Raw genomic sequence first — 18,291 nt, 5'->3', positions numbered from 1 at the left:
GAAAAATAATTAGAAATTTATAATTAATAATCAGACCGAATAATATAATGTTGCAACGCAAACCAATAAAATGAATAAAAAGATTTTAAAATTGCAAGAATGCATTTTCTGAAAGTCAAAAAACGCTCGTTATTAGTTATAAAAATTATATTAAATATATAAAAACGAAATTATATTGATTCAAAACTGCATTTACCGTATAATATGTTCTAAATTGAGATTGGGAGGGTCTAATATATGGTAAAAGTTTTTGCTGATGGTGGATATATTTATAAAGGTAGAGAGATTGTTTGCATGGCAGAGGATTTCTCATCTGATAGAGTAAGTAATTTCTTGACTGCTCAAGGTGAAGATATAGTAAGCAAAGATGAAATGATAAAAAATACTATGACATATTCAATTCTTGAGGCTCATAACGTTAGCGATAACGTGAAAGGCTTAAGACTTAAATTTGATGCTTTGGCCTCTCATGATATAACCTATGTGGGAATAATTCAAACGGCTAGAGCAAGTGCCTTAGAACAATTTCCAATCCCATATGTACTTACAAATTGTCACAACAGCTTATGTGCAGTAGGAGGAACAATAAACGAAGATGACCATATTTTTGGACTCTCAGCGGCAAAAAAATATGGAGGAATCTATGTACCTGCACACCAGGCAGTAATCCATCAATATATGAGAGAGATGATGGCAAAATCTGGCAGTATGATTTTAGGTTCTGACAGCCATACTAGATATGGAGCTCTTGGGACACTAGCTATAGGTGAAGGTGGGCCAGAGCTTGTGAAGCAGATTCTTGGCAAAACTTATGATATAGCCTATCCAAAGGTAGTAGGTATTTATCTTGAGAACAAACCGAAAAAGGGTGTAGGACCTCAAGACGTAGCTCTTTCGCTTATTAAGGAAGTATTTTCAAAGGGTATTGTCAAAAACAAAGTGCTTGAATTTATAGGCCCTGGAATTTTCGATTTATCTGTAGACTTTAGAAGTGGTATAGATGTAATGACTACTGAAACCACTTGTCTTTCATCGATTTGGATGACTGATGATAAGGTTAAGGAGTATTATGAAATTCATAAAAGACCTGATGCATATAAAAAAATGGAGCCTAAATCAATTGCTTATTATGACAGTATAATAAAAATAGATTTAAGCAAAATAAAGCCTATGATAGCATTGCCTTTTCACCCTAGTAATGTATACAGTATGGAGGATTTAATAACAAATCCATATGATGTGCTTAGCATAGCTGAAAAAGAAGCAAATCTTCAACTAGAAGACTCGGCTTTAAAGCTTAATCTAGTGGATAAAATAGTAGATGGAAAAATTAAAGTTGACCAAGGAATAATTGCAGGGTGTGCAGGCGGAAGCTACGAAAATATAGTAAATGCCGCTAATATTATAAAAGGAAGCTTCGTGGGAGATGATTACTATAATATAAGCGTCTATCCTGCTAGCCAGCCTATTTATATGAGTTTGATTAAAAATGGTGTAATTCCTACTCTTATGCAAGCTGGGGCAAATATAAAAACTGCTTTTTGTGGACCATGCTTTGGAGCTTCTGATGTTCCGGGCAACAAAACATTAAGCATTAGACATACTACTAGAAATTTTCCTAGCAGAGAAGGATCTAAACCGTCTGATGGACAGATTTCAAGTGTGGCACTTATGGATGCCCTATCAATTGCAGCTACATCTGCAAACAAGGGCTATCTGACTCCTGCTACTGATATTGATTTTGACGATTACATTCCAAACTATGAATTTGATGATGCGATTTATAATAATAGAGTGTACTTCGGATTTTCCAAGCCTAACAAAAATGAAGACCTTCGATTTGGACCTAATATCAAAGATTGGCCTAAGATGAAGAGCCTAAGTGAAAATATCATGCTAAAAATTGATAGTGTAATTTTAGACAGCGTTACTACGACTGATGAGCTTATTCCATCTGGAGAAACCTCTTCATATAGATCGAATCCTTTAAAGCTTGCCGAGTTTACTTTATCCAGAAAAGACCCTGGATATGTAGATAGAGCTAAAGCTTCTAAGAACTTTGATTTAGAACTTGAAGCTGGATATATGAATCTTCGTGAAGAGCTTAAAGCTATAGTGGATAAGGTTATGGATGCAAAGGGTATAAATGAGGATGAGAGAGCAGATTTTCTGAGCAAAACAAATTTTGGAAGCTGCATTTTTGCTTTGAAGCCTGGAGATGGTTCAGCTAGAGAGCAAGCGGCATCTTGCCAAAGAGTGCTAGGAGGACTTGCGAATATATCAGTAGAATATGCGACAAAGCGTTATAGAAGCAATCTTATAAACTGGGGGATGCTTCCGTTTACTTTAGCAAAAGGAGAAGCTGTAAATTTTGAAGTAGGAGATATTATCTTGATAGAGGGTATAAAAGAGGCTCTTATATCAGGAGAATCAAAATTTGAAGCTCTTTGCATAGGAAAGGATAAAAAAGAAAAAGTGTTACTTGAGCTAAATGACCTTACTAAGCCTGAAAAAGAAATACTTTTAGCTGGCTCGCTGATAAACAGCTACCAAAAATAATAGGGATGTAAATCCTTATAGTAATATAAATTCGAAGTAGATAATAGAGATTATATTGTATTTACAAAAAGAAAGCATCTGCAATTTGCAGATGCTTTTTCGATATTATAGTCCTAAGATTGAGTCGATTTTTTCTTTGTCAAAACCAACAATAACCTCTGTGTCATCGATGATGATTGTAGGAACTGACATGATTCTTCTTTGAATTAATTCTTTTCTAGCTTCCATGTCTGCATTGATATCTTTCTCTTCGAAAGGTACGTTTTTCTCTGTTAGATAATTCTTAACAGCAGGACAGTGTGGTCAAGTTTGGCTAGTAAATACTTTAACATTTTTCATATAACATGCCTCCTATATAAAACGTAATATTTGAATATATTAATATAATAACATTTCGAGAAATAATAGTCAATATAGAAAATGTTAATAATAAATAAATTTTAAAAATTATTTGACAGTAGTTAATATAAATCATAAAATGTAATTAGCAAATGCCAATAACGAAATGGAGGTATATCCATGGAAGATGATAGAAATAATAAAACAGGTTCTGCTTGGAGTAATGAATTACAGAAGATTAAGAGTATAATAGAGAGAGAAAACTTGAAATTTACTATACAAAAACAGCTCATATTAGAAGCCTTGCTTTCTTCGAAAGAGCATATGACTATCAATGAGCTCCATGAAAAGTTGAAGGTTAATAATATTGGAATAGCTACTTTATATAGAAATTTAGATTCTTTCAAAAATTTAGGGATAATTACTGAAATAAATGTAGAAGGAAAGGCTTATTATGAGATGAAGATATTTGGTGGAAAGCCTATACATATTCATTTCAAATGTACGAATTGTGGAAAAATAATGGATATTGAAGATAATAAGCTATACTATGAATATCTTAAACTAAATAGATTAATAGAAGAAGGGGATTTATTAATCTATGATTCTGTGTTTACTTTTAAAGGTATTTGCAGTGATTGCAAGAAATTAAAAGAATAAATTGTTTTATTTACGTAAGGAGTAGATTATTTTGCCAAGACCAAAGATATATAGAAGAGTGGAGTTTTTTCCTGATTCTACTTATTTTGTGCCGATGGGAGTACCCTCGTGCAAGCTAGAGCAGATAGATATAATGATGGAAGAGCTAGAAGCTATGAGGCTAAAAGATATTGAAGGATTAAATCAAGAAGAATGTGCAAAAAGAATGAATGTATCTAGACAAACATTTCAAAATATAATAGACAGTGCTAGAAAAAAAGTGGCTATGAGCCTAACCGAAGGCAAAGCGATTAAAATAGGAGGCGGAAATTATATTTCTGCAAGGTGTGAGTTTTACTGCGATAAATGTAAAAAAAGTTATAAAATAACTAAATTAGAGGATAAAGAAGTATGTCCAGTGTGTGGGACTACTGAGGTGCTTTGTACTAAAAAAATAGAAGGCTGTAGAAAATGGTGCAGAGGAGATATTAAGATTCAAAAGTAGAAGGCTATAAAAAACAATATATATATATGAAAGGTTTAGGTGGTATAAATGTCATCATGCAATACTTGTCCGTCAGCTTCTGGCTGTACTCAAGATTCAGCTTCATGTATGGTAGAAAACAATGTTCACAATCAAGTAAAAAATGTAATTGCTGTTATGAGTGGAAAAGGTGGAGTTGGTAAATCTACAGTAACTGCACTACTTGCAAAAAAACTTACTAAGTTAGGTTACAAAGTAGGGGTACTCGATGCAGATGTAACAGGACCTAGTATTCCTAGACTATTTGGGATAAAGGATGGTCAGGCATTATCTACAGAATATGGGGCGATGCCTGTTATGTCCTCTGAAAATATAGCAACCATGTCACTTAATTATTTAGTGGACGATGAAGAAAGCCCAGTGCTATGGAGAGGGCCTATAATTTCTGGAACTGTAAAGCAGTTTTGGACTGATGTTTACTGGGGAGAATTAGACTATTTACTTATAGATATGCCTCCAGGAACTGGAGATGTATCACTTACTGTTATGCAGTCTATCCCTCTTACTGGAGCTGTGGTAGTGTCTACACCTCACGATATGGTATCTATGATAGTTGCAAAATCTATAAATATGGCTAAAAAAATGAATGTGCCTATCTTAGGGCTAGTTCAAAATATGAGCTATGTACTTTGCCCAGATTGCACTACAAAAATAGAATTATTTGAAAAAAATGATATTGAATCATATCTAAAAAGACTAGACATAAAGTTACTAGGAGAGCTTCCAATGTCTTCAAAGGTTGCAAATATGTCATCTCATGTGATGTACGAAACAGAAATCCATTCTTGTATGGATAGCGTTTCAGATAAAGTGATAGAATTTGTCAATTCTAAAAAAACTACTCCGGTTAGCGAAAAAAAAGAAAGTCTTAATCCTCTTTTATAAAAAAAGCTGGGAATAATTTCCCGGCTTTTTTTAATCAAATCTTTTGTATTCAGTAAAGCAATCTATACATACTGGTTTATTATCTTGGATTCGAGCAAAATGCTCTGCTAATTTTTCACCGCAATTACTACATGTTACATTATTAAATATTCTAGCTCTTTCAGGTATTTGATGTCTAACTTCAGTGTAATCAAATAATTCTTTACTATCATGGTTAAGAAGATAGTTCTGCTTTTCTTCTCTTGTCATATCTTTGTTCATATCTTTTAAAACTAATCTAATCGAACGATTTTTAGTGCGATCAAAGAAGTTGTAGGCAGATTTTCCTCTCATTTTTATAAGGAGATTTCCCTTACCGACTGTACATTTTAGTAAGTACTGAATAGCATCGATTCCACAGGCATCGTTTTCTGAAATACAAACTAAATCTTCGTCATCAGTGCTACTGATTTCAAAATATTCTCTAGCTGCAAGTGCTGCTTTAAATCCAATTGCTAAACCTTGGCACTGATGGCCGTGAAATTTAGCAGTATCTTTCCATAATTGTTCCATACTTAATATCCCCCTCAATAGAAATGCATAAATAGTAAATAATGTTAAAAAACAATGAATAATAATGCATTAATATAATCTGAAAATTTAATTGACAGATTAAAATATTAGACTTATTTGGTGTAAAATGGTAAAAGAAAAAGTCTGAAGGAAGCCTTCAGACTTTTGGAAAAGGTGCTTCATACACCATAGATATATCTTAATTTATTTTAGCAATTTAGTCAATGGTTTAGCAATGCAATTTCACTTGGATATAGAATAATTAATGCCTTAAGAGTTGTGATTATTTATACAATACTTATTGACAATTAAATAACATAAGAGTATGATTTAAATGTAGCCACGAAGGTTATTAACTGTCTAGAAAGACAGGGAATAAATTCGTGGTTTTTTTGTACGATAAAAATACTCGCAACATATTATAATTAGGCAAATATATATTTGTGCTTATATTAAATTAGAAGATAATTTATAAAATAGCTTAGGAGTGATTAGATGAATAATTTTAATGAGACTTTTATAAAAAATTGGAGAGAAGAAAGGAAAATGAATATAGAAGAAACTAGAGTTTTTTGGGATACAAAAGCTCACAGCTATAATAAAGGAGTGTATGAAAAAAATCAGAGAAAATCTCAGCTTGCAGAAGCTTTTTTTGGAAAAGGAATTATAACTAAAGATAGCAAAGTACTTGATATAGGAGCAGGACCAGGCAATTATGCTATACCATTCGCAAAGCTTGTAAGTGAGGTGACTGCTTTAGATATCTCCGAGGAAATGGTCAAATATCTAAAAGAAAATGCACAAAAAGAAGGATTAAAAAACATATCAGCATTTCAATCGAGTTGGGAAGAACTTGACACAGATACAGACAGGTTTACTAAACAGTATGATTTGGTATTTGCATCTATGACGCCGGCTGTTAGTAGCTATGAATCTCTTATTAAGATGATTGATGCATCTAGAAGCTATTGTTATCTTAGTGGATTTGTTTATAGGCAAGATAGTATTTGGGATGAGATAAGAGAAAAAATACTAAAAAAAGACAAAGACGAAGAAAAGCAAAATAAAATCTACTATGCTTTTAATATTCTTTGGAATATGGGAATGCATCCTGAGATTGAATATTACGAAAGAGAGCATGTACATACATATGAAACAAGAGATTTGATAGATATGTATACTCAAAAAGCAAAATCAAGTGCTAAAGATATAAGTAAAGAAGAGATAGAGCAAATAGAAAAGTTTATCAGGAGTAAAGAAGATAATAATATAGTAGAAGAAAATATGAAGTCAAAATCTGCTGCACTTATATGGAAGGTTTTATAAAAAAAACAAAGATTATATAGGCCTATATAAAATTGCTAATGAAAGTTTACATATGATTGGAGGTATTGTTTTATGAAATTCAAAGCAATGAAATTCGTGGGAGCTATAGCATTATCTTGTATACTAGTGCTAAGCGGATGTTCACAAGCAATTGATTCAACTGAAAAAACAACTGAGGAAGCGAAGGAAGAACAAGGTGTGGTTGAAGTAATTAAACTTGCAACTGAAGACTGGGGATATCCTAGTCCATTTACTCATTACTCAAGAGGGCCAGGAATATACAAAATGCAAATGATTTTTGATTCTCTTTTAGAAAGAGATGAAAATGGACTTATTCCATGGATGGCGAAATCATATGAGGTATCTGAGGATGGATTAGAGTATAAATTTTTCATGAATGAAGGTATGAAATGGCATGACGGTGAGGATGTAACCGTAGATGATATTAAATTCAGCTTTGAATATTTTGCAAAATATCCACCAGTATCTAATGGAGTAATGATGAATGGCAAAGAGTTTATAAAAGAGATAAAGCTAGAAGATGACAACGCGGTGACCTTTGTACTAGAACAAAAAAGTGCAGTTGCACTTGACACTATTGGTAAGGTGAAAATTATTCCAAAACATATTTGGGGAAATGTAACCGACCCTAATACATTTACAGCACCAGAAGCTACCATAGGGTGTGGACCTTATAAGCTAACAAATTACAATATGGAGCAAGCTACATATGAATTCACAGCTTTTGAAGATTACTACGGACCAAAGCAAAGAGTTATGAAAGTTCAGTTTGCACCAGTTAGCGACTCTATTTTAGCTTTTGAAAATCAAGAAATTGATATGGTATCAGTAGGAACAGACTTACTTGATAGATATAAAGCTGATGAGAATTTTACAGTAGTTGAAAATCCAGCTTTTTGGGGATACAAAATGGTGTTTAATATAGAAAAAATTCCAGCACTTAAGCAAGCTGATGTTAGAAAAGCTGTTGCTCATGCAATTGATGTAAATGAACTTATTGATAAAGTGGAAAGAGGAGCTGCTAAACCAGGAAGCAGTGGCTATCTTCCCCCTGACCACATCTGGTATAACAGCGATGTGCCAAAATATGACTTTGATATAGAAAAATCAAAAGAATTATTAGGAGAAAATACTCTTGGTTTTGAACTACTTATTGGAAATTCAAGTAATGAAATCAAACTTGCAGAGCTTATGAAAATCAGCTTAGAAAAAGCAGGAATTAAAATAGACATAAAACCGGCAGATACAAAAACTAGAGATGCAGCTGTAAAAAATGGAGATTTCCAAGTCGCTATTATAGGTCATGGTGGCTGGGGAGCAGATGCCAATATGCTAAAAACTTCATTTTTCTCATCAGCTAAAGGAGGCTCTGGTTCAGTAGCGACAAATGTTATTCCAGGATATGAAAATGAAGATATTAAAGCTTTGGCTGATATGCAAAGTAAAGAGTTAGATGAGCAAAAGAGAAAAGAGATGGTGTTTGAGCTTCAAAAAATGATAGGAGAAGATCTTCCTATGCTACCGATTTATTATACTTCTGGATATACAATATATAATAAAACCAAGTATGATGGTTGGATGAACATGTTTGATCACCATAGTTTAGAACATAGTAAATTATCGTACCTTGAGAGGTAGTGACTTTTATAATGAAGAAAAAAAGCTATAAATTACAGCAATATTTAATAGCGCTATGCTTTATACTATCGATCAATTTTCTGATTCCAAGACTAATGCCTGGGGACCCTTTTACTTTCTTGTCATCTGATGAAGGACAAGTGAACTCGGTTTTTGCTCAGGAGGATATAGAAAAATATAAGGCTTATTATGGACTAGACAAGCCTATGATAGCTCAAGCAGGAAGCTATATTAAAAATCTACTAAAAGGAGACCTTGGCTACAGTATTTTTTATAAGGAAAAGGTAGCTAAAATAATAGTAGATAGGTTAGGATGGACATTTTTTATAGTAATAAGTGCTTCTTTTTTGTCTGCTTTATTTGGAATAGCTTTTGGATGTATTAGTGCATATTATAAAGGCTCTAGCTTAGACAAATTGCTTAACTTTTTATTTGTTGCCTTATCAGAAATCCCTTCATTTCTGATAGGGCTTTTGCTACTATTTATATTTGCAGCAAATTTAAAATGGTTTCCGCTATCTGGAGGGATGACTCATTTTAGTGAAGGAGGTAGCCTTACTTTTAATCTATACGATAAAATAAGACACGCTGTACTTCCTGTTACTTCACTTGCGATCGCAATGATGGGTCATTACTATCTGCTTAGCAGGGCTAGTTTAATTAAAGTTATGGATAAAGCCTATATAAAAACAGCTAAGGCTAAGGGCCTTAAAAATCATAGAGTGTTATTTGTACATGGCCTTAAAAATGCGCTTTTGCCTATGGTTACTCATTTTTTTATGAATATGGGAACTATGATGGGTGGAGCTGTACTTGTTGAAAATGTATTTAAATATCCAGGACTTGGAACTATGATGAGATCAGCTATAGCTATGAGAGACTATACACTTATTCAAGGTATATTTTTATTTATGACAGTTATAGTTCTTGCTATGAATTATTTTGCTGACAGGGTATATAAGCAAATTGACCCTAGGATAAGAGAAAGCTTAAGATAAGGGGAAGTTATGAGCGTTTTAAAATACTCAAAATCAAATTCAATGGTGATTAATAATATCAAAAGCTTGTTTAGAAAAGCTAATCATAGATTAAATAAACTTAGCGTATTAGGTAAGCTTTCATTATTTTGGTTAATAGCTCTTCTTGGGATAGCTATATTTGGAGAGCATTTAATACCACATAGCCATAAAATTCCAGAATTTCAGACTTTGCTTGAGCCAAATAAAGTTAATTTGCTAGGGACGGATGATTTAGGGATAGATTTGCTGTCTCAGATTTTATATGGAGAGAGAATAAGTATGGGGGTTGGATTATCTGTTGCTTTTATTTCAGTTATTATTGGCTCTGTAGCTGGAGGGCTTGCAGGATATTATCAGGGCAGGGTAGATGGAGCTATAATGAGAGTTGCTGATGCTATGCTTGTGATACCTAGATTGCCACTGACTATCGTAATTGCAGCTTTTATGGGACCGAGTATTTACAATATAATTCTAGTACTTAGCATTTTTTCATGGGCATCAGTTGCTAGGATAGTGCGCTCATTGGTATTAGCTTTGATGCATGAAGGCTATATAATTATGGCAAAAACATATGGAGGAGGATTTTGCTACATATTTAGAAATCATATTATTAGCAAAATAGCTCCTGTTTTGGCTATAAATTTTATGAAGGTCATGGGAAGTGCAATAACTGCAGAAGCAGGACTGGCTTTTATTGGTTTAAGTGACCCTACAACTAGAAGCTGGGGCGTTATACTAAATCATGCTATGGCTTTTAAAGGGATATACTTTACTGAGTTTTGGAAATGGTGGATAGTGTCGCCAGTAGTATTTATGACACTTACTATGGTTAGCATAGCATTTTTTGGCAGAGAGTTAGAAGGGAAGAACAGTTATGGGAAAAGCAAATAAGCTTCTTAGTATAAAAAATTTAAATGTTACATACAAGGACAGCTTTGACTATACAGCCCTAAAGGATTTCTGTTTGGATGTATATGAAAAAGACTCTATTGGAATAGTAGGAGAGTCTGGAAGCGGAAAAACTACAGTTGCAATGTCACTGATGAGGCTAATTGATAGTCAAGCTACGACTCATGGCGAAATAGAGTATCAAAGTGACTCGATAATGAAATATAATGATGTAAAACTATCGGAGTATAGGGGGATACAAGTTGGATTTTGTCCACAAAATTCTTTAGAAGCTCTTAATCCTCTTATGACAATAGAGGAGCAGATTACAGAAGGAATCAAGAGACATTTTGACTATGACTCTGTTACTATAAAAGGAAAAGTTGAGAGTTTATTTGAAAAAGTTGGATTATCTAATGACTTTATGAAGGCATATCCTCATCAGCTTTCTGGAGGCATGAGGCAGAAGGTTCTAATTGCAGTTGCTATTTCATTAAACCCCAAAATTCTATTAGTAGATGAACCTACCTCTTCTCTTGATATAGATTCTAGGATTGAAATTGTTAATTTGCTTAGACTATTGAAAGAAGAAAATGAAATTGCACTTATAGTTATATCCCATGATATGGAGGTTATAGCTCAGCTTTGTGATAGGTGCGCTTTATTATATCAAGGAGAACTTGTCGAAAGTGGAATTACAAAAGAGATTTTTTCTTATCCTGAGCACCCATATACCAGAGGATTAATTTCAGCTTCACTTGAAGTTAACCCATATCAGGATTTGTGGGGAATCCCTGGTGAGATAGGACTTCACGATGTGCCTGGCTGTAGCTTTTACTCAAGATGTACTCAAAGAAGCACAAAATGCAAGTTTGAAAAGCCCAAGCTTTTATCTATTTCATCAGCTAGGCTAGTAGCCTGCAATAGAGGAGGAATAGTGAAAGTTCTAAAAGCAAAGGAGCTAAACAAAACCTATAATATGGGAAAGAAAAAAATAAATGCTTGTGTAAATGCAAATATAGAGCTTAGAGCTGGAGAAATTGTAAGCATAGTTGGACCCTCTGGTTCAGGAAAAACTACTTTAGTAAGTATGTTATGTGGTATTCTAGAAAAAGATAAAGGTGAGATTGAGGTTTTTGATGAAATTCTAAATACTTTAAATATGCATAGGAGCTTTCATGGTATGCAGATGGTATTTCAAGACCCATATTCATCTATAAATGGAGATTTCACTATAGAAAAGGCTGTAAGTGAGCCACTGATTATAAATAAGCTCTGCAGTAAGGATGAGTCATATATTTATGTAAAAAAGGCTCTTGTGGATGTTGGACTATCTGATGAGGATTGCTTTTTAAAAACTAGAACTGGGAGTCTGAGTGGTGGACAAAGACAAAGAGTAGCAATAGCTAGAGCCATGGTAATGAAACCTAAAATATTAATTGCTGATGAAATTAGCTCGATGCTAGACCCGTCTACAAAAGCAAATGTTTTAAGGCTTATGAAAGAACTGCAAAACAAAAATGGATTCTCTATGATCTATGTGACGCATGACTTACAGCTAGCTAGAAAAATTTCAAATAGGATATATGAAGTGGATGCGGGACAAGTAAATGAGAAAACTATTTGCTTTTTGTAAATATCTGTGATAAAGTAGAGAAGTAAAGAAATTGGAAACTAAAACAATTTTTCGGCCTCAGTATCATCAGTATCAAATGTTATTGAAAAGGTTAGGACGTAAAGTGTTTTAAGTAAGTTCCATCTTTAAATATTTTTTTAGGAGGCCGTAAAATGGTAGGTAAAGTAAAATGGTTTAACGCAGAAAAAGGTTTTGGATTCATCGAGAGAGAAGATGGAGACGATGTATTCGTACATTTCTCAGCTATTCAAGGAGACGGATTTAAGACATTAGAAGAAGGACAAACTGTAGAGTTCGAAATAACTCAAGGAAACAGAGGACCTCAAGCATCTAACGTTGTAAGAGGATAGTCCTATAGTTAATCTGTAGATAATCAAGGCGTATTCCGCGCAGTAAAGAGGAATATGCCTTTTTTTATGTAAGTATTTAGTTACACAAAAGGAGATAGATATTATTGGCATTATTTAATGAATTAGGATTACAAGAAGAATTATTAAAAGCAGTACTTGATATGGGTTTTGACAGTCCAACTCCAATTCAAGAGCAAATCATTCCACTTGCTATGCAGGGGATAGACTTAATAGGACAAGCACAGACTGGTACTGGAAAGACAGCTGCATTTGGAATACCTCTACTTAGCAAAATAGAAAAAGGCAATAAAGCAGTTCAGGCGCTTATACTTGCACCGACAAGAGAACTTGCTCTTCAGGTATCACAAGAGATAAACAGACTGGCAAAATACAAAAACGTAGAAGCTATTGCAATCTATGGTGGAGAAGATATAGGCAAACAAATCAGAGGACTAAAAAAGAATCCTCAAATAGTAGTTGCTACTCCAGGTAGATTTATGGATCATATGAGAAGAAACACTATAAATCTAGCAAATATACAAACAGTAATTTTAGATGAAGCAGATGAAATGCTTAGCATGGGTTTTATTGAAGACATAGAAACCATACTTCAAGAAGTACCTTCAGAAAGACAAACTCTTCTATTTTCAGCTACTATGCCTAAAAGAATTCAATCAGTTTCTCAAAAATTCATGAAAAGCCCACAAACTGTAGCAGTAAAAAATAAAACTATGACTGTTGATACAATAGAGCAGAGATATTTGGATTTAAAGGAAAGAGATAAATTCGATGCGCTTTGCAGACTTATGGATATTCACTGTCCTGAGCTATCTATTATATTTGGTCGTACAAAGCGTAGAGTAGATGAATTATCAGAAGCTCTTAGCATAAGAGGCTACGATGTAGAAGGTATTCATGGAGATATGAAGCAAGAAAGAAGAGAAAAAGTTCTTAGAAGATTCAAAAGAGGAAGTATTAAGATTCTAGTTGCTACAGACGTTGCGGCAAGAGGACTAGATATAAGCGGAGTAAGCCATGTATTTAACTTTGACCTACCTCAAGATCCAGAAAGCTATGTTCATAGAATAGGAAGAACGGGAAGAGCAGGACAAAAAGGTATATCTTTTACTTTTGTAACACCTAGAGAAAGAGAATACCTAGAGCTTATAGAAGATACTACTAAAAGCAAGATGCTAAAGCAGCATGTGCCTAGTATAGGCGATGCAAAAGACGCTAGATACCGTCAAGCAGCTCAAAAACTAATAGGGATAGCAGAAAGTGCTAAAACTCATGATTTAGAAGAAGCAGCTCAAAAATTACTAGAAGAATACGATGCAGTAAAACTGGTATCGGCTGCCTTAAAAATGGTTACAAAGCAGTCAAGTGATGCGCCGGTTACGCTTACTGACGAAAGTCCAGTGCGTATGAAGAAAAAACCTATGAAATCATCAGGTTCAAGATATTCAAAGGATTCTAAACCAGGATCGGGATCTTCATCATACAAGGGTAAAGGAAAGAGTTATTCAAACTCTTCAAAAAAATATCCAGCATCTAAAAGCCAAGGCTCAAGTAAAACTGAAAGAGCTGAAAAAAGTGATAACTACAGAAAAAGAAAAACTTCACATAATCACAGTAACAAAGCTACAATTTAAATAGTAAACTGGCTGACAAGGCGTGCTGATATCCGTAGGGTAAGAGGACGCCTTTTATATTGGAAAAATTCAATGAAAAGCAAACAATAATGAATTACTTAGATTAACTAGGTAGATTATTACAAATGAAATTATTATTTTTATATATAGGGCTATTTATTTACTTAGAATATTTGCAATATTGCTAATTTGCTCAATCTTATGCAAGTTTTGCTTGAGTTAGCAATAATTTACATATATTATTATAGATAAGAAAAGTATAAATCCCGAAAACTACAACCATGAGGAGCCTATAATTCATGTATTCAAAACAGAGAATGAAATTGCTAGAGGTAGCTTTGGACTTTGTTCCTGAACCGATATTTGCAATAGATTTAGATAAAAAAGTCATCCTTTGGAATAAAGCAATGGAAGAGCTTTTTGGCGTGGAAAGAAAAGATATTCTAGGTAAAGGGGATTATGAATATTCATATATATTCTATAAAGAAAGAAGACCGACTCTTATAGATTTAGTTTTAGAGCCAAATGAAGAGTGCGAAAGTTTATATAAAAATTTTAAGAGGTATCCAAGTGGCGATATAGAGGGAGAATCTTATATAAAGGAAAAGGGTTATTATGACTGGGGTAAAGCATCTAAAATATTAGACGATGAAGGCAAGGTCATTGGAGCTATAACAATATCGAGAGATATGAGTAATTATCGCAGAATCCAAGCTGAGATGGATGACAATAAGCGCAGATATGAAGTTCTGTTTGAAAATAGTCCTGATGCAATAGCTTATTTGGATTCTCTTCACAGAATTGCAGATATAAATTTAAGCTTTACAAGAATATTTGGATACACACTAGATGAATGTAAAGGCAAAGACTTAGATGAAATAGTTTCTAAAGAAGGTAAAAGTGAAGAAGCAAAAGCTATAACAAAGGTTCTCTTTGAAACAGGAGATGTTAAACAAACAGTAGTAAGGTATACGAAAGATTCAAAACCTATAGATGTTCAAGCTAGGGGAATCCTAGTGAAAAATAAAGATGCTGTAATAGGTGCTTACGGCATGTACACAGATATAAGAGAGCTTCTAAAAAAAGAAATAGAGCTTCAGGAGATAAATGAAGAGCTAGAAGCTTCAAATCAAGAACTAGAGGCAGCTCTCAATCAGCTAAAAGCAGCAGAAGCAGAGCTTAGATATCAATATGAAAAGCTAGAATACATGCTTTATCATGATCAGCTCACAGGAGTGTATGACAGAATTTCTTACGATAAATGCATTAAGCAGGTTGATGTAAAAAGCAATCTGCCACTTACTATAATAATTTCTGATTTGAATGGTCTAAAGCTTGTAAATGATGCATTTGGACTTAAAACAGGAGATAAGCTATTGAAAAGAATAGCTAGGATATTGAAGAAGAACTGTCCAGAAGACTCTAAAATTGTAAGAGTTGGGGGAGATGAGTTTTCTATTTTACTTCCTAAAACCGATGAGTTTTTAGCAAATGAAATAATAGAAAAAATAAAATCAGATATAGAAAAAGTAAAAATAGAATCCCTTAAGCTGTCTATGTCTTTTGGGAGTTTTACCAAATATAATAAGAAGCAAAATATTTACGAGATTCATTCTAATGCGGAAGACAAGATGAATAGAATGAAGCTTTTTGAATCGCCTAGTATGAGAGGTAGAACTATATCCACAATAATTAAAACTCTGCATGAAAAAAATACTAGAGAAGAACAGCACTCTCATAGAGTTTCGGAGTTATGTGTAAAGATGGGTATGGTAATGGGACTTCCATCTGCGGATATTCAAGAACTTAAAACCGTAGGGCTACTTCATGATATAGGTAAGATTGGTATAGAGGAAAGCATATTGAATAAACCAGGAAAGCTTACAGAAGAAGAAATGACCCAAATGAAAAAGCATCCTGAGATAGGCTATAGAATTTTGAGCTCGGTAAATGATATGGCAGAAATGGCAAATTATGTTTTAGCTCATCATGAGAGAATCGATGGAAAAGGCTATCCAAAAGGTCTAAAAGGCATGGAAATACCACTTCAAGCTAGAATAATAGCCATAGCAGATGCATATGATGCGATGACTAGTCATAGGTCATACAGAACAGCGATGAGTGAAAAGGAAGCTACTGCTGAGCTTTTGAAGTCAGCAGGAACTCAACTTGACTCATATTTGGTGGATGTATTTGTAAACAGGGTGATTAGACGATGATTTCTAATCTTATTTTAATCTTTCTCTAATATTCATCTAAGACTTTAAGTGTATTCTTAATATCATAGAAGCTTCGGTAATGTATTTTGATTTAAGAATTAATTTTAAAGGAGAATATGAGATGAAAATAACTTTAGAACAAATTGATTTAGTAAGGAAAAGAACAAATGCTAGCTATAAAGAAGCAAAAGAAGCGCTAGAGCGTTTTGATGGGGATGTAGTTGAGGCTCTTGCGTATCTAGATGAATCAGGAAAAGCTCCGAAAACTGAGTTTGGTTCAAGAAGAGCTTTTATGGATAAAGTAAGAGACCTTATTCATAAAGGAAATATAACAAAATTTTTAGTTACCAAAGATTCTAAAACTGTACTCAACATACCACTCAATCTAGTAATTATTCTTGCATTAGTTGGAAATTATGTATTTGCAGCGGCACTTTTAATTGCCTTGGTGCTTGGATACAAGTTCAATATAGTGTCACCAAATGAACAAAACAATATGTCAGTAGTTCCTAAAAACCCAGAAAGCTCAGTTCAAAATCAATCATCAAACAATGAGAACCAATAAGGACTGATAATAAATAGAGAGATTTTAGACTAAATAATTTTTAATCTAGAATATAGTATCAAAAAGTCTTCGATACAGTTAAATGTATTTGGAGGCTTTTTTTATAAAAATTTCCCAATTAAGCCTGTTATTAAAGTATAATTAAGTTAAAATATGGGTTTTAGGGGTGGTATCGTTGCCTGATAAGAAAATACTAATCATTGAGGACGAATACAATATAGCGAGATTTTTGCAGCTAGAGCTAGAGCATGAGGGTTATGAAGTGGGGATTTCACACGATGGAAGAGAAGGCTTGGACAAAGCGTGCAGCGATTATTTTGACTTGCTGATTTTAGATGTAATGCTACCTTCTTTGAATGGAGTTGAAGTACTTCGAAGACTCAGGCAAAAATCGGATATGCCTGTAGTCATGCTAACTGCAAAGGATGAAATGAATGATAAAATTTTAGGCCTTGATATTGGGGCTGATGATTATATGACAAAGCCATTTGCAATTGAAGAGCTTTTAGCAAGAATAAGAGTTATATTTAAAAGAATGGACAATTACAAAGCTAGCAAACCTCAAAATGATTCTATATTAAGAATTAAAGGGGTTAATCTAGACATCGACAGATATACTGTAACCTATAAAGAAAAAAATATTGATTTGACTAAAAGAGAATTTGAGCTTTTAAAATATATGATGCAAAATAAAAATCTGGTAATTACAAGAGAAATGATTTTAGCCAAAGTGTGGGGATACGAGTATATGGGAGATACAAATGTAGTGGATGTATATATTCGATATCTACGAAGTAAAATTGACGACCAATTTGGAATCAAGTTAATCCATACTATTAGAGGAGTTGGATATCAAATAAAAGATGAATAATATAAAAGCGATATTTAAGGGAATATATAAAGTTATAATTTTGACTTCAAAAGTTATACTATATATTTTTTCAACTTTATCAAAAGTACTAATAAGTTTAAGAGATGGTTTTATAAACAGACTTAGATTTTCTATACATTTAAAGCTTATGCTGAGCTATTTATGGACATTTACCTTAGTTTTTTCAGTACAAGCTGGGGTTGTAATTCTAGGCTTATATCTTTCCTTGCCAGAAGAGCAATTTATAAGTCATATAAATCTAATTAAGGAATCTCTAGTTATATCAGGGCTTATCTGTTCGGGATTAGTTCTACTGCTTGCGAGAAAGTCATCAAAAAAATTGATTGAGCCTATAGATCAAATGAATTACGCAGTTAAAAATATTACTATTGATGATTTATCAACTAGACTAGATATATCTGGCGCAAAAGATGAGCTAAAAGATTTGGCACATACCTTTAATAATATGATGGATAAAATAGAGTATTCTGTAGAGCTTCAGAATCAATTTGTATCAGATGCATCTCATGAGCTAAGAACGCCAATATCTGTAATAAAGGGATATACTGACTTACTCGACAGATGGGG

General features: G+C 33.4%; 16 protein-coding genes and 1 pseudogene (1 of these 17 cut by a window edge). 15 read left to right on the top strand and 2 right to left on the bottom strand.

Annotated elements, in window-relative coordinates; all coding sequences use genetic code 11:
- Window positions 1-237: 237 nt before the first annotated feature.
- On the top strand, window positions 238-2,559 hold the full coding sequence (locus tag CLOST_RS11445) for a hydratase (protein WP_013362485.1): 2,322 nt from the start codon (window positions 238-240) through the stop codon (window positions 2,557-2,559).
- Between the two features lie 105 nt (window positions 2,560-2,664).
- Here CLOST_RS11445 and CLOST_RS11440 read toward each other — a convergent pair.
- Window positions 2,665-2,850: pseudogene (locus CLOST_RS11440) on the bottom strand (glutaredoxin family protein); the annotation flags it as partial.
- Between the two features lie 228 nt (window positions 2,851-3,078).
- Here CLOST_RS11440 and CLOST_RS11435 point away from each other — a divergent pair.
- The 3 genes from CLOST_RS11435 to CLOST_RS11425 are packed head-to-tail and all read left to right on the top strand — an operon-like array spanning window position 3,079 to window position 4,966.
- On the top strand, window positions 3,079-3,558 hold the full coding sequence (locus CLOST_RS11435; protein WP_013362483.1) for a Fur family transcriptional regulator: 480 nt from the start codon (window positions 3,079-3,081) through the stop codon (window positions 3,556-3,558).
- Between the two features lie 31 nt (window positions 3,559-3,589).
- A complete protein-coding gene (locus CLOST_RS11430; RefSeq protein ID WP_013362482.1) occupies window positions 3,590-4,042 on the top strand; it encodes a DUF134 domain-containing protein in 453 nt (150 codons plus the stop codon).
- A 48-nt stretch (window positions 4,043-4,090) separates the two neighbouring features.
- Window positions 4,091-4,966, top strand: a complete 876-nt coding sequence (locus CLOST_RS11425; protein WP_013362481.1) for an Mrp/NBP35 family ATP-binding protein — start codon at window positions 4,091-4,093, stop codon at window positions 4,964-4,966.
- A 30-nt stretch (window positions 4,967-4,996) separates the two neighbouring features.
- Here CLOST_RS11425 and CLOST_RS11420 read toward each other — a convergent pair whose 3' ends face one another.
- Entirely contained in the window at window positions 4,997-5,518 is a 522-nt protein-coding gene (locus CLOST_RS11420; protein ID WP_013362480.1) for an FmdE family protein, read from the bottom strand.
- A gap of 495 nt (window positions 5,519-6,013) precedes the next feature.
- On the opposite strand from CLOST_RS11420, the gene CLOST_RS11415 reads away from it, so the two are divergent.
- The 11 genes from CLOST_RS11415 to CLOST_RS11365 form a co-directional block, all read left to right on the top strand.
- Window positions 6,014-6,844: a class I SAM-dependent methyltransferase gene (locus tag CLOST_RS11415; RefSeq protein WP_013362479.1), complete on the top strand. Its 831-nt coding sequence runs from the start codon at window positions 6,014-6,016 to the stop codon at window positions 6,842-6,844.
- A gap of 72 nt (window positions 6,845-6,916) precedes the next feature.
- The gene (locus CLOST_RS11410) at window positions 6,917-8,503 is read left to right on the top strand and encodes an ABC transporter substrate-binding protein (protein WP_013362478.1); all 1,587 of its coding nucleotides are present in this window, start codon (window positions 6,917-6,919) and stop codon (window positions 8,501-8,503) included.
- Between the two features lie 11 nt (window positions 8,504-8,514).
- A complete protein-coding gene (locus CLOST_RS11405; RefSeq protein ID WP_013362477.1) occupies window positions 8,515-9,501 on the top strand; it encodes an ABC transporter permease in 987 nt (328 codons plus the stop codon).
- A gap of 9 nt (window positions 9,502-9,510) precedes the next feature.
- The gene (locus CLOST_RS11400; protein ID WP_013362476.1) at window positions 9,511-10,413 is read left to right on the top strand and encodes an ABC transporter permease; all 903 of its coding nucleotides are present in this window, start codon (window positions 9,511-9,513) and stop codon (window positions 10,411-10,413) included.
- Window positions 10,397-12,046: an ABC transporter ATP-binding protein gene (locus tag CLOST_RS11395; protein WP_013362475.1), complete on the top strand. Its 1,650-nt coding sequence runs from the start codon at window positions 10,397-10,399 to the stop codon at window positions 12,044-12,046. The genes CLOST_RS11400 and CLOST_RS11395 overlap by 17 nt, the downstream gene beginning before the upstream one ends.
- Window positions 12,047-12,198: 152 nt before the next feature.
- Window positions 12,199-12,396: a cold-shock protein CspD gene (gene cspD / locus CLOST_RS11390; protein WP_013362474.1), complete on the top strand. Its 198-nt coding sequence runs from the start codon at window positions 12,199-12,201 to the stop codon at window positions 12,394-12,396.
- A 104-nt stretch (window positions 12,397-12,500) separates the two neighbouring features.
- Window positions 12,501-14,048, top strand: coding sequence for a degradosome RNA helicase CshA (cshA, locus tag CLOST_RS11385; RefSeq protein ID WP_013362473.1), 1,548 nt, complete (start codon window positions 12,501-12,503; stop codon window positions 14,046-14,048).
- 299 nt (window positions 14,049-14,347) lie between these two features.
- The gene (locus CLOST_RS13645) at window positions 14,348-16,267 is read left to right on the top strand and encodes a sensor domain-containing diguanylate cyclase/phosphohydrolase (RefSeq protein WP_013362472.1); all 1,920 of its coding nucleotides are present in this window, start codon (window positions 14,348-14,350) and stop codon (window positions 16,265-16,267) included.
- 121 nt (window positions 16,268-16,388) lie between these two features.
- Entirely contained in the window at window positions 16,389-16,832 is a 444-nt protein-coding gene (locus tag CLOST_RS11375) for a DUF4342 domain-containing protein (protein ID WP_013362471.1), read from the top strand.
- A gap of 175 nt (window positions 16,833-17,007) precedes the next feature.
- Window positions 17,008-17,703, top strand: coding sequence for a response regulator transcription factor (locus tag CLOST_RS11370; RefSeq protein WP_013362470.1), 696 nt, complete (start codon window positions 17,008-17,010; stop codon window positions 17,701-17,703).
- Window positions 17,696-18,291: the 5' portion of a sensor histidine kinase gene (locus CLOST_RS11365; RefSeq protein ID WP_013362469.1), read on the top strand. 586 nt of this gene lie beyond the right edge of the window; only the first 596 of its 1,182 coding nucleotides appear in the window; the start codon lies at window positions 17,696-17,698; its stop codon lies off the right edge, out of view. Before CLOST_RS11370 ends, CLOST_RS11365 begins: the two co-directional genes overlap by 8 nt.

Source organism: Acetoanaerobium sticklandii (assembly GCF_000196455.1).
Classification (GTDB): domain Bacteria; phylum Bacillota; class Clostridia; order Peptostreptococcales; family Filifactoraceae; genus Acetoanaerobium; species Acetoanaerobium sticklandii.
Note: the sequence above shows the minus strand (reverse complement) of the source record. Positions and strands in the feature narration are given on the sequence as shown.

Bases quoted from the DNA above. Each gene is read 5' to 3' on its own strand.
- CLOST_RS11445 (WP_013362485.1), top strand. From the start codon at position 238: ATGGTAAAAGTTTTTGCTGATGGTGGATATATTTATAAAGGTAGAGAG.
- CLOST_RS11435 (WP_013362483.1), top strand. From the start codon at position 3,079: ATGGAAGATGATAGAAATAATAAAACAGGTTCTGCTTGGAGTAATGAA.
- CLOST_RS11425 (WP_013362481.1), top strand. From the start codon at position 4,091: ATGTCATCATGCAATACTTGTCCGTCAGCTTCTGGCTGTACTCAAGAT.
- CLOST_RS11420 (WP_013362480.1), bottom strand. From the start codon at position 5,518: ATGGAACAATTATGGAAAGATACTGCTAAATTTCACGGCCATCAGTGC.
- CLOST_RS11415 (WP_013362479.1), top strand. From the start codon at position 6,014: ATGAATAATTTTAATGAGACTTTTATAAAAAATTGGAGAGAAGAAAGG.
- CLOST_RS11410 (WP_013362478.1), top strand. From the start codon at position 6,917: ATGAAATTCAAAGCAATGAAATTCGTGGGAGCTATAGCATTATCTTGT.
- CLOST_RS11405 (WP_013362477.1), top strand. From the start codon at position 8,515: ATGAAGAAAAAAAGCTATAAATTACAGCAATATTTAATAGCGCTATGC.
- CLOST_RS11400 (WP_013362476.1), top strand. From the start codon at position 9,511: ATGAGCGTTTTAAAATACTCAAAATCAAATTCAATGGTGATTAATAAT.
- CLOST_RS11395 (WP_013362475.1), top strand. From the start codon at position 10,397: ATGGGAAAAGCAAATAAGCTTCTTAGTATAAAAAATTTAAATGTTACA.
- cspD (WP_013362474.1), top strand. From the start codon at position 12,199: ATGGTAGGTAAAGTAAAATGGTTTAACGCAGAAAAAGGTTTTGGATTC.
- CLOST_RS13645 (WP_013362472.1), top strand. From the start codon at position 14,348: ATGTATTCAAAACAGAGAATGAAATTGCTAGAGGTAGCTTTGGACTTT.
- CLOST_RS11375 (WP_013362471.1), top strand. From the start codon at position 16,389: ATGAAAATAACTTTAGAACAAATTGATTTAGTAAGGAAAAGAACAAAT.